The sequence below is a fragment of the Sphingobacterium phlebotomi genome (genome assembly GCF_008180195.1).
GTDB classification, from domain to species: Bacteria; Bacteroidota; Bacteroidia; order Sphingobacteriales; family Sphingobacteriaceae; genus Sphingobacterium; species Sphingobacterium phlebotomi.
Genome location: NZ_VTAV01000029.1, coordinates 1 through 13,888, shown reverse-complemented (window position 1 = coordinate 13,888; position 13,888 = coordinate 1). Strand labels below are relative to the sequence as shown.

Annotated in this window: 19 protein-coding genes; 3 read left to right on the top strand and 16 right to left on the bottom strand. The window is 37.2% G+C overall.

Annotated features, from left to right (window positions below):
- Window positions 1-137: 137 nt before the first annotated feature.
- The 4 genes from FXV77_RS21520 to FXV77_RS21505 form a co-directional block, all read right to left on the bottom strand.
- Window positions 138-668 carry a tetratricopeptide repeat protein gene (locus FXV77_RS21520; protein WP_148921312.1) on the bottom strand — a complete coding sequence of 177 codons (531 nt, stop codon included), beginning with the start codon at window positions 666-668 and terminating at the stop codon, window positions 138-140.
- Between the two features lie 33 nt (window positions 669-701).
- Window positions 702-1,244: an ORF6N domain-containing protein gene (locus FXV77_RS21515; protein ID WP_148921311.1), complete on the bottom strand. Its 543-nt coding sequence runs from the start codon at window positions 1,242-1,244 to the stop codon at window positions 702-704.
- A gap of 82 nt (window positions 1,245-1,326) precedes the next feature.
- Entirely contained in the window at window positions 1,327-2,073 is a 747-nt protein-coding gene (locus FXV77_RS21510) for a metallophosphoesterase (RefSeq protein ID WP_148921310.1), read from the bottom strand.
- A 40-nt stretch (window positions 2,074-2,113) separates the two neighbouring features.
- The gene (locus tag FXV77_RS21505; protein ID WP_148921309.1) at window positions 2,114-2,695 is read right to left on the bottom strand and encodes an SMI1/KNR4 family protein; all 582 of its coding nucleotides are present in this window, start codon (window positions 2,693-2,695) and stop codon (window positions 2,114-2,116) included.
- A gap of 492 nt (window positions 2,696-3,187) precedes the next feature.
- On the opposite strand from FXV77_RS21505, the gene FXV77_RS21500 reads away from it, so the two are divergent.
- Window positions 3,188-3,415: a hypothetical protein gene (locus FXV77_RS21500; protein ID WP_148921308.1), complete on the top strand. Its 228-nt coding sequence runs from the start codon at window positions 3,188-3,190 to the stop codon at window positions 3,413-3,415.
- Between the two features lie 99 nt (window positions 3,416-3,514).
- On the opposite strand, the gene FXV77_RS21495 is transcribed toward FXV77_RS21500, so the two are convergent.
- The 9 genes from FXV77_RS21495 to FXV77_RS21465 all read right to left on the bottom strand — a co-directional run bounded on the left by FXV77_RS21495 (window position 3,515) and on the right by FXV77_RS21465 (window position 9,519).
- Window positions 3,515-4,636, bottom strand: a complete 1,122-nt coding sequence (locus tag FXV77_RS21495) for a TlpA disulfide reductase family protein (RefSeq protein ID WP_148921307.1) — start codon at window positions 4,634-4,636, stop codon at window positions 3,515-3,517.
- A gap of 3 nt (window positions 4,637-4,639) precedes the next feature.
- Complete coding sequence (locus FXV77_RS22595; RefSeq protein WP_262713639.1) at window positions 4,640-4,771, bottom strand: hypothetical protein; 132 nt, start codon at window positions 4,769-4,771, stop codon at window positions 4,640-4,642.
- 306 nt (window positions 4,772-5,077) lie between these two features.
- Window positions 5,078-5,230 (bottom strand): hypothetical protein, encoded by a 153-nt coding sequence (locus tag FXV77_RS22240; protein WP_187444213.1) that lies wholly within the window; start codon window positions 5,228-5,230, stop codon window positions 5,078-5,080.
- Window positions 5,217-5,801, bottom strand: a complete 585-nt coding sequence (locus tag FXV77_RS21490; protein WP_148921306.1) for a zeta toxin family protein — start codon at window positions 5,799-5,801, stop codon at window positions 5,217-5,219. The genes FXV77_RS22240 and FXV77_RS21490 overlap by 14 nt, the downstream gene beginning before the upstream one ends.
- A gap of 407 nt (window positions 5,802-6,208) precedes the next feature.
- Window positions 6,209-7,243 (bottom strand): hypothetical protein, encoded by a 1,035-nt coding sequence (locus tag FXV77_RS21485; RefSeq protein WP_148921305.1) that lies wholly within the window; start codon window positions 7,241-7,243, stop codon window positions 6,209-6,211.
- Between the two features lie 185 nt (window positions 7,244-7,428).
- A complete protein-coding gene (locus tag FXV77_RS21480; RefSeq protein WP_148921304.1) occupies window positions 7,429-7,875 on the bottom strand; it encodes a nuclear transport factor 2 family protein in 447 nt (148 codons plus the stop codon).
- Between the two features lies 1 nt (window position 7,876).
- Entirely contained in the window at window positions 7,877-8,227 is a 351-nt protein-coding gene (locus tag FXV77_RS21475; RefSeq protein ID WP_148921303.1) for a DoxX family protein, read from the bottom strand.
- Between the two features lie 72 nt (window positions 8,228-8,299).
- Window positions 8,300-9,055, bottom strand: coding sequence for an SDR family oxidoreductase (locus FXV77_RS21470; protein WP_148921302.1), 756 nt, complete (start codon window positions 9,053-9,055; stop codon window positions 8,300-8,302).
- A gap of 86 nt (window positions 9,056-9,141) precedes the next feature.
- A complete protein-coding gene (locus tag FXV77_RS21465) occupies window positions 9,142-9,519 on the bottom strand; it encodes a helix-turn-helix domain-containing protein (RefSeq protein WP_148921301.1) in 378 nt (125 codons plus the stop codon).
- 256 nt (window positions 9,520-9,775) lie between these two features.
- Between FXV77_RS21465 and FXV77_RS21460 the strand changes: the two genes are divergently transcribed.
- Both FXV77_RS21460 and FXV77_RS21455 read left to right on the top strand, forming a co-directional pair.
- Entirely contained in the window at window positions 9,776-10,798 is a 1,023-nt protein-coding gene (locus tag FXV77_RS21460) for an LLM class flavin-dependent oxidoreductase (RefSeq protein WP_148921300.1), read from the top strand.
- 159 nt (window positions 10,799-10,957) lie between these two features.
- Window positions 10,958-11,590, top strand: coding sequence for an NAD(P)H-dependent oxidoreductase (locus FXV77_RS21455; RefSeq protein WP_148921299.1), 633 nt, complete (start codon window positions 10,958-10,960; stop codon window positions 11,588-11,590).
- 90 nt (window positions 11,591-11,680) lie between these two features.
- On the opposite strand, the gene FXV77_RS21450 is transcribed toward FXV77_RS21455, so the two are convergent.
- The 3 genes from FXV77_RS21450 to FXV77_RS21440 all read right to left on the bottom strand — a co-directional run bounded on the left by FXV77_RS21450 (window position 11,681) and on the right by FXV77_RS21440 (window position 13,253).
- Complete coding sequence (locus FXV77_RS21450) at window positions 11,681-11,914, bottom strand: hypothetical protein (protein WP_148921298.1); 234 nt, start codon at window positions 11,912-11,914, stop codon at window positions 11,681-11,683.
- A 525-nt stretch (window positions 11,915-12,439) separates the two neighbouring features.
- Window positions 12,440-12,775: a metallophosphoesterase family protein gene (locus FXV77_RS21445; RefSeq protein ID WP_148921297.1), complete on the bottom strand. Its 336-nt coding sequence runs from the start codon at window positions 12,773-12,775 to the stop codon at window positions 12,440-12,442.
- The gene (locus tag FXV77_RS21440; RefSeq protein WP_246162555.1) at window positions 12,756-13,253 is read right to left on the bottom strand and encodes an ORF6N domain-containing protein; all 498 of its coding nucleotides are present in this window, start codon (window positions 13,251-13,253) and stop codon (window positions 12,756-12,758) included. The genes FXV77_RS21445 and FXV77_RS21440 overlap by 20 nt, the downstream gene beginning before the upstream one ends.
- Between the last annotated feature and the right edge of the window lie 635 nt (window positions 13,254-13,888).

Below are 13,888 nucleotides of genomic sequence, written 5' to 3'. Positions count from 1 at the left end.
AAAATTAATAAATTTATAACTCGAAAGTCTCCTTAAGGTTTCATCCTAATGTGTCTAATTTAGTTTGAAGACGTACATTTAATCATAACGTAATGGTATTGTTCATAATTCATTGTACTAAAGATAACAATAAACTTTTACAAAAATTCGTTACAATACTTCTTGACAGTTTCTGCCGATTCTTCGTCACCGAGATCGGCAGCTTTCTTAAAGTCTTGACACCCACCTATCAAGTCTTTGTTTGTAAACCTCAGTAGACCTCTTTGATAATAAGCGATAGCTAATTTATCTTTCAGCTGTATCGCCTTGTTATAATCTGCGAGTGCTAACTCGATACTATCACATTCGTAATATGTTCTGCCTCGATAAGTATACACTTCAGCGTTTTTAGGATCTAGGTGTATTGCTTTAGAATAATCATTTATAGCACTGGGATAATCTTTTAGATCGAAATAAGTACTTCCTCTTGATGCATAAGCCTTATGGTGTTTTTTATTCGACTGGATAGCTTTAGAATATTCTAGAATAGCTTCTTCCAAATTACCAGATTTACGTTTTGAAGAACCAAGGCTGTAATGGTAATTCGCTACCAGGCTATCTGCAAAATTACAGGATACACAAAATAAGATGGAGGATATCGCTAGCACAGCATAGAAATGTCTCTTCATACTTTAATCCTCCTTTCAGTTCTCCATTCAGTTTTAAGGATGTGTCTCTACGGGGAATGTATACCCCAGACTTTGTTTCTTTATTTTCGTCCCATTCAACAGCGATCCGGTGAGCACCTTTCTTGCGATTCTCTCCACCGTGTGTTTAATTTCGGCTATTTCAAGTTGTATTTTTGTATTGACATGTAACAAGTCTCTAAGCTTGACGAATACATCTATTATACGGATGCTCATCTTTATAGCTTGCTCAGTTTTTAAGACGTTTGAAAGCATTAATATGCCGTGTTCGGTAAAAGCAAAGGGTAAGTATTTGGAATAGTGTCCTTGTTCTAAGGTCGCATTTTGCGATCTTAGAACGGAGTCATATTCTTCTTTATTTAACTCAAACATAAAATGTTGAGGAAAGCGAATAATATTTCTCCTTTCTTGCTCCTTAAGCCTCCGTGTCTCTACCCCATATAACTCCGCCAGATCACTATCTAGCATCACTTTTTGTACTCTAAACTCGTATATCTTGTTGGCGAGGACATCGTCTGCTATGGATACTGCTTTTACTGGTGTTTTACTTTTATTCATAACTTAATGGTATCGTTCATAATTCATTATGCCAATAAAGATAGCAAATAAACTTTTATTGTAATGCAATAATGCTTGCGTTTTATAATTCAATAACGAGCTCCTTATGATAGCCGTTATAAGGCTCGTCGATATAGCCATGTGGATTGCATACAATTGTAGTATTGCCGATATTGTACTGACAAGGCGAGTGTATATGCCCATGTATCCAATAGTGAGGTTGGTAGTTATCGATCATTTCTTCAAGATCCGAGGCGTATGCGGAGCTTATCGGGTCGTCCTTATACGCAGCTGGAACAGATTGAATACTTGGCGCGTGATGAGTGACGACGATATTGCTCTTCGCGGCGCTGTGTTTGAGGCTGTCCTCAAGCCAAAATCGTGCTTTTTGGTGTATCTCGTAGGTATCTATACTTCTCAGTTTTGAAAATTGAGGGTCTTTTCTGATACGTTTATAATCGTTCATCTTATCTTGACATAGTATACCATATGTGCGGGCGGGGCCGAACAATGAAAAATCTGTCCAAAGTGTTGTTCCATGAAAACGTATATCTCCTATATCGATGTATTCATTTTCTAGCACATGGATGTTACTGTTTTTAGCGTACTCTTTTATCTTGTGTAAAGTACGAGGGTAAGATCCTTTGTAGTATTCATGATTTCCAAGAATATAGATCACGGGTATTTGTAACCCCAATGAGTTAAGCCAGGTTATGCCCTTTGTGCCAATATCTATATCTCCAGCCAATACTAAGACGTCTACGTCGCCCATAGGAAAATCCATGGAGCCAAATTCACGATGAAGGTCACTTATAATCTGTATTTTCATTCTCTGAGGTTAACGATTGTTTTTTTGATCGTTGCATAGGCTATTTTATATTTGAGAGCTTATCGAACGCGTCGAAATCACAGTCCAAATAACCATCTTCGCCAACGAACATAATACCAGTAAGATAAGCCTTGGCTATGATTTCAAACATATCTGTCAGTGATTCGTAGGTGTAATCCGGATCAGTACCGAAGGTATTCGTCCAAAATATACGACCACAATCGGTTGTTCCTTCATTCAGATCTACCCAATAGCAGTTGCCTGCGCCATCCTCAAGAAATGGAAACAGTTGGTTACCGGGACGGAAGTTTCTCGTCCAGTTATGAAAACTGTCTGGAAACTCCATGCTTTGATAATAATAGTGTGTGGCATCTTCCAACGATAAAAAATTATGTATCGGAATCAGTCCTGTCAGACCACAGGGTGTTACCGTGTCAATTTCTGTTCCGTCTGCAAAGCTATAGAGTTCCTTTAACTCGCTATTAAAAAATAGGCTCAACGACCGTTCGGTAGTAGCTATATCTTGCGATGTCGCGGGGGGTCGAATTATATTTGGAAAATGATAGTTTAATTCTTTCTGTTTATCCAAAATTATCCGAAAACTGTCTACTATGTTACCCATGCCATGTATAAATCTAGTTTCGCATTTTATTTACAATCGTGTAGGCTATATATTTCAAATAAACTGAAGATTTCCAGTGTCATTAGCCGCATAAAATTAACAAACGATTACATCAAAAACAATGCTCTCTCCTTTCGCTGGTCATATTTACATATACAGCCATAGCAATTCTCCAGTCTTATAAGAAACTGGCGACTAAACACGCGACTATAATAAAAGAAAACAGATAGTCCAGTCAAATCAACTTTCTCTTGTCATCCAAATCATATTTGTTGATTCCCCATTTTAATTTTTATCCCCAATTTTAAAACCTATTACCTTCTTTACATTTGGAGTAATAGGAGAGGTATCCTGTTTCTCTTACAAATGGTCGATGTATTCAAAAAGCAACTAACTCGGAAGTTCATGTTGAGCGGTGGTTGGTACTTGACAACATGGATCTGACACCGGAAATTATTGCTCAAAAAGATGAGTTTGGAGAAGTCGTTGTAAATGACGAAATTTAGTCAAGAATATATGCAGATTATTATGGTGACTGATAAAGACAACATTTCTACCCTTCCCTTTGCCGAGCGTGTCCGACTAGGTGTGCAAAAAGCTTTGCGTAAACTAGCCGAAGAAAGTGCGCTAAAAGGTGAAAGTTTAGTGGTAAAGATAGAAGGAGAGGTGAAAGAAGTTCCGGCAAAAGACCTTCTTGCAAATATGCCAAAGGCAAGATAATGGGCTATTCTAATAACCTGCATTAGTTTCGATTTCATCTGACAGTTAAAGAGCAAACCAACTAGATTTGTAATGCATCATTCATAATGGTGCCGTTAACTATTTCGTCAAAAATAACTTTTCTAGTTCCCTATTCAAAAACTCTCCTTTTAGATCTTTCGCGATGACTACCCCGTCCGGATCAATTAAAAAGTTAGCCGGAATAGACGTTATACCATATTTAAGATACACGTCACCTTTATGTCCTTTTAAATCTGACACCTGTGTCCATGTGATACCGTCTTTTTCTATGGCTTCCTTCCATTTGTTTTTGTCTGTATCTATGGATACACTCAAAATAGTGAAACCTCTATCCCGATAGTGCTGATAGGCATTGATGAGGTTCGCATGTTCTTCCCGACAGGGACCGCTCCAAGAAGCCCAAAAATCTAAAAGGACATACTTGCCTTCAAATTCGGATAGCCTTATTATCCTACCATCTTTATTCTCCATGCTGAAATCAATTGCTTTCATGCCTGCCATTACTTGGCTCTTCTTTTTGATTCTTTCGCTAATAATTTTTCCTTTTTCTGTATTTTTTAGTGACTCCGCAAGTTTATTGTATACCTTTTCTACCTTGAAAATATAGGTGTTAATTCGTGAGAGCTCATGCAATATGTCTAAGCTTACATACGAGTTCGGATATTGGTTTGCAAAAGCTAATTGGACATCTGCTCCTTCGTAATAAGCTTTATCAAGTTCTCTTTTATTGTGCTGTAGTAATGCTGTATCTTTTTTTTCTGTTTCATCGAATAAATCGGGGTCTTTTATGGATTTCATCCTTTTCCACACGGTAGCCAGCTGACTGTGTAATAGTTGTAATGTATCATTTAAAGGGGTCCCGCTTATTTCCGCTCCTGTTAAGGTGTCAGGACTGGTAATTTTTACATCACCTGGTTCTAAATACACACTTACCGACTCCGTAATAAATCCTACCACTTCTGGGTTCTCATTCCTGTAGATGTTCGCCTTTGTGGGGTGTTTAACCACACCGGTAAAAGAAAAACGCTGGTTTACGGCTATTGTACTTTCTAAAATATGGTTGCCCTTTTCTACGTACGACAGGTATAGTGTGTCCCCTTCTTGTAATTTCTTTCCGTAGCCGGAGATAGTAAAGGTAGTCTGTCCAAATGCTTGCCCAATAGATAATAAAAAAAATAATATATATAACCGGTTCTTCATGCTTTAGTTGTCTCCTATTCTAAAACCCATTACCCTTTTTGCTTTTGCCGCGATAGGAGAGGTGCCTTGTTTCTCCTGTAGTCGGTCAATGTATTCAAAGAGCAGTTCTATATTTTGGTCTCGTTTATAATTCATTATACTAATAAAGGTAATCATAAACTTTTATTGTTAAACAATGAGCTCCTCATATTGTATATTGTCGGGAAGAAATACGGAACGGAGGCAAATCTTTTCATACCTCAACTCTGAGGGGACAGTTTGAAATGGCAAAAGGGGTATAGATTTAATTGATATATCCACAGCCTGTCCTGATTGATAGGAGGGTGTGTATTCAATGACAGAGATGACCCACAGAGATTTCATCTCTAGCCTTACGGGCAAGACGAAACCGACTGAACGGGCTCAGCGAAGCTAAACTTCGTTATTGTGCGATGTGCTTCTTTATTCGGGTTTTATTTTTACAATTTTCTTGTCACGAATTACAACAAGTTCGCTGTTTTTTGACTTCTTAAACTCGATAAGTTTATCGTAAACTTTTTCAAGCCCTTTAAGAATTTTGTTTTTCTCTTCTATTTGGATTTCAATTGTTGTCATAATAATCTTTTAATAGGTTAAACTTTTCTTGGTTTACAATATTTAGTAAACCATCGATTTGTTTGTCAGCCAAAAGTTCGTGTTTACCTTCCGAATTATCGAAAATCAATGCTCCATCTACAATGGGAAGATAAATATCAAACAAGTTTTTAATTCCTTTGATGTATCTTCTTTCAATAACTTCGGGTTCTATGTTGTGTCCACCTTCTGAAACTCGAATTTTTACACGTTCTTTAGCTAATTCAATGTTTTGAAGCCAGAAAAACAACAATGTTACTCTGTAATTTTTCTCTTTAGCTTCCGCAATTTTATTTTTATAACTTCTTGTCGATAATGTAGTTTCAAAAGCGAAGTTTTCGTTTTCAGAAAGCAATTCGTTTATTCTATTCAGCATTATTCGACCAGCTTCGAACGAAACTTTTTCGGGTTGAAAAGGGGATAAGCCTTTTGCAATTTCGTCTGCATTTACAAATTCTTTACAATCCAAAATTTCGGGCAAAATAGTGAATGAGGCAGTTGTTTTTCCTGCTCCGTTACAACCTGCAATTATGTAAAGTTTTTTGTTATGCATAATCGCAAATTTACAAAATTAATTCGTTGGATTTTAGCTCTCCGTTAATTTCTGTAGTTTCGCTTTAGCTAGTTCAAAAAGATGTTCTCCATGCAGAATACTTGCGAACACTTGGCCTTAAAGACCGACAGGTGAAAGCTGTATTGTATGTGAAAGACAGAGGAAAGATAACAAATAGCGAGTATCAGAGAATCAATGATTGTTATTTCCATATCCTTTATTCGGACGAATTTGTAACCATTCCCGAAAACGGAACTGTTACGTTGCCCCGCGACCTATTCAAGGCGTACGCCGACGTCGCTTTGGCTTATGGGAAAACCGCGAAGAGACATTTCATGCAGGCTCTGCGCATGTACATGCGCAGAGCCTGCATGAAACATATGGGTGGGAGATGTTACCAGAAGAACTCAATTCAATGCATTGATCCTGTCAATCAAATCTTCTTTGCTGGTCAGTTCCAAATCATCCGTTGCTATGGTAATGATATGATCTTCAGCAATAGTTACTTCTTTGATGTTATATATAAATTGTCCGTTACTTTCTGAAGCGAAAATTACATGTAAGGTCATCCCGACTGGTACGAATCCAAAATGTTCTGTAAAATATTGATCAGGTGTGTTGTACAAATCTAATTGTGCTAGAAGATTGGGTTGGTCTTCGTAAGCTAAATACACGGCTGAGTTGGTTTCATTATAATTAGCCGGAACTTTTACTTTGATTTTTGTAAGCGCGCTTGATACTGCCGTAAACCGATCGACATTGGTCCATCCAAACTCATTAATAAAAAAATCGTAGGTATTGGTTACAGGATTGAATCCCAGGCCTGCTTGATCGCCGTCTGTCCATACTATGTTACCGTTGCCATCATCGCCTTCGCCCGATCCAAAGCCAATCTCTACAGGGTTCCATGCTAGATTACCTGTTTCATTGATCTCACCTTGCCATAATATCATTTCGTTATCCAAACCATCGGTATGTTCAGCATCGACTGTAACGTAATAGTAATTCAACGGTTTTAAAACCTGATCACCTTGCGTTACTTGTATAAAAAATTGGCCACCGGTTATTAGTGGATGAAGATGTCCGGCATTATCCCGTCCCATTAAAGGTTTGTTTGCAACAACCATATTGCCTCTGTCAAAGATTTCTACAAAGGTTAATTCTACTTCTCCAACGATGGTGTTGCCTAAATGATCAGTGAGTTCGTATTGTCCGATATCTAAGATAGTTCCCTTGTTTGAAACGAAATGTATACCATCCCCCGCATCAAAGGTTTGCGTCTGTACGAGGTCTGAGAGTGCTTGTTGTCTAAGCATGTTAAATCCTGTGCTTGTCGGGAGAATAATTTGATCGACAGGTACAGTAGTTTCATCTTTGCTGCATCCTGTTAGCAATAAAGATATTAATGATCCAAAAACGAGTGTAAAGAATAGATTTTTCATAATGATCTGTATTAAGTAATAATAATTTTTCTTTGATAGTAGATCATCGGAATATTCATTTTGTTACCCCTTTTCCAAGTCAATTCTTCATTATTATTGACAGCATTATAGAGAAACTTCCTTTAAATCTGTGTGGTAGCAATATTCTTATGTCCTAATATTTTGCAATGTTATCAGCAATCCTTTTAATATCGCATTCTCCAACTTGTTATTAATCCGTTTTCAACAGTAAACAAAAAATTAGCTGTGTTTGTGTAGCCCTGGCTTGAATATTGACCTTTTACAACAACTTCATTTTCACTGATTATACTGTACTGGGGATTTGCAACTTTGCCTTGACGACTGACGATGTCGCTTTCTATCCACTTTTTGGTTTCTTCGGGTGTTTTCATTTTTCCGTCAGCACCATATGCTTGGGTTGCCTTTTCTGAAAACTGTGCTCTGATAAGTTCGGCATTTTCCGCTTCCATAGCTTCAATCAAAGTTTTTACAGGTTTTAATAAAGTTTCGTCTTGCATTTGTTTTGAATTTAAAATGTTGTTTTCATTTATTTTGGTACTGTTTACCTGACCACACGCAGTAAGTGCAGAAGAAATAAACAGTGAGATTAAAAATAATTTGTAATAAGCCATTTTAATTGTTTTTTAAAGGGTATTGCAAATAAATAATAACGAGATTAAGCAACAAAAAAGGTATTTCTATTGCTACACCTTTCAGATCTCTGTTCAATAATTGCAGACAAATAATCATCAATATTCCTGCTGCCATTAGGAAATTTCCCCACACGAATGTTGTGGGAAACAATATCAAAACTGAAACCAGTAATGTTACTGCTCCATTGATGATAACAGCATTTTTACTAAAATTCCATTTGCCGAACATTTCTAGCATTTCGGGTTTTGCAGTCAGCATATTCCAACCGTGCTTTGTTCCCATAAATACGGCAAAAAGTATTAAAACAGAGTTAATTATTTTTAATATCATCGTCTTTGGTTTTAAAGAAAAAGGCAAACAACAAAGTTATTTGCCTTATAAAAATATAAAATACTTCCTTTATTATCTCGTTGTGTAACCACCGTTTGCAAAAATGGTTTGCCCAGTAATCCACCAACCGTCAGTTACTAAAAACTCAACCAATGGAGCAATGTCTTTGATGTCGGTCAATCCACCTAAATCAGAAGCCTGTTTGTGGTAAGCCACTGCGTCATCACTTTCTTGTCCGTAGAAAAATGGTGTATCCATCGGTCCTGGAGCAACCGCTGTTACTGATATTCCACGTGAACCAAATTCTTTGGAAGCGGCTCTGGTAAAATGTTCTACTGGAGCTTTTGCTCCTGCATAAGTAGAATAATAACCTGTAAATGCTGCCAATAATGAAGTTACAATCGTGTTGATTTTACCGTTTTCGTTCAGTTTTTTTCCTGCTTCCTGAATGAAGAAATATGCTACTTTTGCATTGATGTCGCTCATACTGTCGTACTCTTCTTCGGTTGTATCAACAAATGGTTTTTTAAGGACTTTACCTACGGTATTAATTGCAATATCAACACCTCCAAATTTTTCGATGGTAGCATCAAAAAGTTTAGTAATGTTTTTTACATCTGTCAAATCTGCTTGATATAAAAATGCTTCTCCACCTGCGTTTGTAATGTCTGCCAAAGTTTTTTCAGCATCTGCTTTTGTATTTTCACTATTGTAATGAATAGCTACTTTTGCTCCTTTGTTTGCAAAATTACGGCTCAATAAACCGCCTAAGTTTTTTGCACCACCTGCAATTAAAACTACTTTTCCTTTTAAATCGTTTCTTGCCATTTTGTTTGATTTTAAATATTTTACAAATTGATATTGTAAAGGTGGCAAGACTTTGTGTTTATTTCGTGGTGAACTTTTCGGAACTTTTATTTTTTGTTTTCCTTTCTGAATTGCCCAGGTGGTTGTCCTACAAATTTCTTGAAGAATTTTGAAAAATTGGAAGGGTCGTAAGTGAGTGTTTTTGCGATTTCTGCAATGGATCTATCTGTTTGTAAGAGCATTTTTTTTGCTTCATCGAGAATTTTGAGGTCGTAAAAATGGCAAGGGTGATTTCCAGTTTCTTTTTGGATAGTGTCTGTCAAATGCTTGTGCGACAGAAATAATTCACTTGCAATTTGGTTGATTTCCATAAATTGTTCAACAGTTCCCACAACCACATCTGCAATATGTTTATCCAAAAACTGAAAGTAGTTTTCGGTAATTTCTTTGCTTCTTTTTAATATTTCTTGTTCGGATTGTTCCATCTGCCTTTAATCGAAAAACAACACAAAGGTGCAATTTTTTGAAAAACTTTATATGGTGAACTTTTCGGTTTTTCTTTCGGGATAAGGAGTTCTGTAAGGTTGCTAATAATTCTTGGATGCACGTTTTATTTCAATATCTAGCATAATTGTGTGCTTAGAAAGACATGGATCAAGATTGGTGTTCAGTATTTAGATTGACCACAATTACTTATCATAGATCAAGAATAAGAAGAAAGATTCGGTGTAGATTTGCAGTATGAAGAATATAGGGTTTTTATCATTTGGTCATTGGGCTAATCTTCCAGCCTATGATACCAAAACAGCTAGTGACACTTTGCTTCAATCCATTGATTTAGCAGTTGCAGCTGAGGCTATTGGTGTTGATGGTGCATATTTTAGGGTACATCATTTTGCGCGTCAATTGGCTTCTCCTTTTCCTTTACTTTCGGCCATAGGGGCTAAGACAAATAAAATAGAAATCGGAACTGGTGTGATCGATATGCGTTATGAGAACCCGATGTATATGGTTGAAGATGCGAGTTCTGCAGACTTAATAGCTGAGGGCAGGTTGCAACTTGGTGTCAGTAGAGGTTCTCCAGAGCAAGTAATCGATGGTTGGAAACATTTTGGTTATACATTACAAGATGGGGAAACCGACCAAGATATGGGTAGAAGAAGGGGACTAGAGTTTTACAATTTATTGAAAGGAGAGGGGTTTGCACAACCTAACCCTAATCCCATGTTTCCTAATCCGCCTGGATTGTTAGGAATCGAACCAAATTCACGTGGTTTGAGAGATCGCATATGGTGGGGTTCTGCCTCTGATGCAACAGCAGAATGGGCAGGAGAAATCGGGATGAACCTACAAAGTTCTACATTAAAGTATGATGAAAGTGGTAAGCCATTTCATGTACAACAAGCTGAGCAAATACGTAAGTATAGAGAAGCGTATAAAAAAGCAGAACATACACGTGAACCTAGAGTTTCGGTTAGTAGATCAATTTTTGCTATCGTGAATGATCAGGATAGATATTATTTTGGTCAGCAAGCCGAAAGTGTAGACAAAGTCGGCATATTGGAAGGGACACAGAGAGCAGTTTTTGGTCGTAGCTATGCTGCTGAACCGGATCAATTGATCAAAGAATTGGCAAACGATGAAGCGATTCAAGAAGCTGATACTTTATTGTTGACGATTCCGAATACGCTAGGCGTAGACTATAATATTCACGTATTAGAGTCTATCTTGAAGCATGTAGCACCTGAATTAGGCTGGCGTTAAAATGTTTTCAAGCCTATACACCTATTCTGGATAAACTTTAGAGAAAATGTAGTACAAAGAATAGGTGCGTTTTATAAGCAATGATATCTTTTTTCCACAATATTTTATAAATATCCAAATCCAAGCTTTAAACAAAAAGATTTTTTAATATAAATAACAATGTCATTAATAGAAGATTTGAAATGGAGACATGCTGTCAAAGCGTACGATCCGAATAAAAAAGTAAGTCAAGAAGATATTGACAAAATAGTAGAAGCAGCTCGTTTAGCACCGACCTCTTCTGGTTTACAACCTTTTAAGGTAATCGTAGTAGAAGATCAAGATGTGAAAAACAAATTGGTAAAAGGTGCGCTTAATCCAGAGTGTATGCGTGATGCTTCACACATCATTATTTTTGCAGCTTGGGATAGATACACGGCAGATCGTATAGATCATGTGTATAATTTCACAACAGACGAAAGAGGATTGCCACGTGGACGATTTGATTCGTATACCGATATGCTCAAAAATGTGTATCTCAACGAACCTGCTGAACGCAACTTTGCTCATACAGCACGTCAGACCTATATTGCGCTAGGCATGGCATTGGCTCAAGCAGCTGAATTACGTGTAGACACTACTCCAGCCGAAGGGTTTAATAATGCGGTTATAGACGAAGTGCTAGAATTGGAAAAACAGGGTCTGAAAAGCGTTTCTTTGATGTATGTAGGTTATGCCGATGTAGAAAAAGATTGGCTTTCGACCATGAAAAAAGTACGTGTACCTAAAGAAGATTTTGTATTAACGTACTAAAATTTTGCTAATTCGATCCGTAATATCCGCGGGGTAGAAAAAAGGTCGAAATTCCCTTTTTCTGCTGTCCGGATTCCGCGGCGTGTGTCTTTAATCCACATCCCTATAGTCGATAAGTTCAAATTTCACTACATCGCCCTGCTTGATGGTTATTTTGGTCCCGGAAGGTGTGTATTTTCCTGTCATACATGCTTCGTCCGCACTTAGCGGCTCCATATCTAAGTTCACGTCGTCGTGCTTTTCAAGCAGTTCTAACAAATCTGCGCGTAGCTTATCGAAATACTCGTTAACCAGTTTTAGGTTTCTTTCTTTTGTTTCGTCCATGATCTAAATATAACTAAAAATAGAGATATCTAAGCGAATTTCAATCTCAGCCGTCTCCCAAAAATACGCCTGTGGATGGTAAAACTAAACTACGATAAATATATGATTATTTGATTAACAAGTCTTCTGGATACTATGGTAGGAGAGACCCGGACTGTTCCCATTTGAAATTGCACCTATAAAGATTAATGGTAAAGAAATAACTATTTGCCATTTTCCCGTACGCCGGCGTGCCGTCGTTGTACGACTTGAACAGTGTGCCGGGCAACGACACCGTGTTGCGGTACGAGGATGTGAACTTCCCGCATCATCTTGCTTTTGCGAAATGATGCTTTATTTGCTGGCAAACAGTTGTTTGCTTTCGTTAAGTACAGCGTATTTGGCGATTAGCGATTGTTCCAGTTGCTAAAGGATATTTCCTGAATCGAATTTACTCTTGCTCATAACTTAATGGTATTCTTCATAATTCATTATACCAATAAAGGTAACAATAAACTTTTATTGTAAAGTAATAATGCCTACATCTTATATTTGAAAAACGAGCTCCTTATGATAGCCATTATAAGGTTCGTCGATATAGCCATGTGGATTGCATACAATAGTCGTATTGCCGATATTGTACTGACAAGGCGTGTGTATATGCCCATGTATCCAATAGTGTGGTTGGTAGTTATGGATCATTTCTTCAAGGTCTGAGGCGTATGCAGAACTTATCGGATCGTCCTTATACGCAGCTGGAACAGATTGAATACTTGGCGCATGATGAGTGACGACGATATTGCTCTTCGCGGTGCTGTTTTTCAGGCTGTTCCCAAGCCAAAATCGTGCTTTTTGGTGTATCTCATAAGTATCTCTCGTCACCAATTTTAAAACCTATTACCTTTTTTACTTTTGGCGCGGTAGGAGAGGTGTCCTGCTTCTCTTGCAGTCGGTCGATGTATTCGAAGAGTAGTTCAATGTTTTGATCATGACCTTTCTGTTTTTTAGCGATTTGTGCTACAGTGTATTTGATCTCGGCTATTTCCATCTTTATCTCGGTGTTGTCCGAAAAATATTGACGTATCTTAGCGAAAATTCGCATTATCTGTATGTTCACCTGAATAGCTTGCTCGCTATTGAGGACACTTGATAGCATGAGTACTCCATGCTCTGTAAATACATTAGGTGCTTTTCTACGACCGCCCCATCTTGAAGTCGCAATTTGCGACTTCAAGATTATAATTTCGTCATTAGACAGGCCGAACATAAAATCATCAGGGAAACGAGATGCATTTCTTCGTACTTGCTCATTTAGGCGCTTCGTTTCTACCCCATACAACTCCGCCAGATCACTATCCAACAGAAATATCAGTACAAGAAGTGAAAATAGTTTTGCCCGAGCTATATTTTGAACGGGATGGGAATAAATAGCGAAGGATATAATTGCTTATGACTCATTGGTCGATGGTGTAGAAGTGGATAATAGTATAATCAGCTGTGTTTTAGACATTTTAAGTGCTTTTTTTAGACATTTCTTCATTATGTCGTGTTTTTATCTATTTGTATTATAGTTGTTTGTGTTTGTTCTGTATAGATATTTTAGACTTTACTTAGGATGGGATTTTAGACATTTTGATGAAGTTGAGAGGTGTTTATGTGTATGCTGATTGCCCCAGTTTATCTAAAAATGTAGAAGAATGATGAATTTAGATAAACTTTAGATAAACATTCGAAGTAATACTGGTATTAACTTGTTATTTGTTAAGTTTTTAAGTTTGTCTAAAGATGTGAAGGAAAAATATATTTAGATAAATTTTATGCCACTGTAAGATACCAATACTGCCAATATCGCGTTTACTAATTACACCACATTGATATTTGCTAATTTTATCACGTGTGTATTTACTAATTTTAGTACATTTGTATTTGCTAATTGTAGCACATCTGTACGTCTTCAAACTAAATTAGACACATTAGGATGAAACCTTAAGGAGA

What these genes read in the sequence shown, in the direction of transcription:
- FXV77_RS21520 (WP_148921312.1), bottom strand. Translation starts at nt 668, where the DNA reads ATGAAGAGACATTTCTATGCTGTGCTAGCGATATCCTCCATCTTATTT.
- FXV77_RS21515 (WP_148921311.1), bottom strand. Translation starts at nt 1,244, where the DNA reads ATGAATAAAAGTAAAACACCAGTAAAAGCAGTATCCATAGCAGACGAT.
- FXV77_RS21510 (WP_148921310.1), bottom strand. Translation starts at nt 2,073, where the DNA reads ATGAAAATACAGATTATAAGTGACCTTCATCGTGAATTTGGCTCCATG.
- FXV77_RS21505 (WP_148921309.1), bottom strand. Translation starts at nt 2,695, where the DNA reads ATGGGTAACATAGTAGACAGTTTTCGGATAATTTTGGATAAACAGAAA.
- FXV77_RS21500 (WP_148921308.1), top strand. Translation starts at nt 3,188, where the DNA reads ATGACGAAATTTAGTCAAGAATATATGCAGATTATTATGGTGACTGAT.
- FXV77_RS21495 (WP_148921307.1), bottom strand. Translation starts at nt 4,636, where the DNA reads ATGAAGAACCGGTTATATATATTATTTTTTTTATTATCTATTGGGCAA.
- FXV77_RS22595 (WP_262713639.1), bottom strand. Translation starts at nt 4,771, where the DNA reads ATGAATTATAAACGAGACCAAAATATAGAACTGCTCTTTGAATACATT.
- FXV77_RS22240 (WP_187444213.1), bottom strand. Translation starts at nt 5,230, where the DNA reads ATGACAACAATTGAAATCCAAATAGAAGAGAAAAACAAAATTCTTAAA.
- FXV77_RS21490 (WP_148921306.1), bottom strand. Translation starts at nt 5,801, where the DNA reads ATGCATAACAAAAAACTTTACATAATTGCAGGTTGTAACGGAGCAGGA.
- FXV77_RS21485 (WP_148921305.1), bottom strand. Translation starts at nt 7,243, where the DNA reads ATGAAAAATCTATTCTTTACACTCGTTTTTGGATCATTAATATCTTTA.
- FXV77_RS21480 (WP_148921304.1), bottom strand. Translation starts at nt 7,875, where the DNA reads ATGGCTTATTACAAATTATTTTTAATCTCACTGTTTATTTCTTCTGCA.
- FXV77_RS21475 (WP_148921303.1), bottom strand. Translation starts at nt 8,227, where the DNA reads ATGATATTAAAAATAATTAACTCTGTTTTAATACTTTTTGCCGTATTT.
- FXV77_RS21470 (WP_148921302.1), bottom strand. Translation starts at nt 9,055, where the DNA reads ATGGCAAGAAACGATTTAAAAGGAAAAGTAGTTTTAATTGCAGGTGGT.
- FXV77_RS21465 (WP_148921301.1), bottom strand. Translation starts at nt 9,519, where the DNA reads ATGGAACAATCCGAACAAGAAATATTAAAAAGAAGCAAAGAAATTACC.
- FXV77_RS21460 (WP_148921300.1), top strand. Translation starts at nt 9,776, where the DNA reads ATGAAGAATATAGGGTTTTTATCATTTGGTCATTGGGCTAATCTTCCA.
- FXV77_RS21455 (WP_148921299.1), top strand. Translation starts at nt 10,958, where the DNA reads ATGTCATTAATAGAAGATTTGAAATGGAGACATGCTGTCAAAGCGTAC.
- FXV77_RS21450 (WP_148921298.1), bottom strand. Translation starts at nt 11,914, where the DNA reads ATGGACGAAACAAAAGAAAGAAACCTAAAACTGGTTAACGAGTATTTC.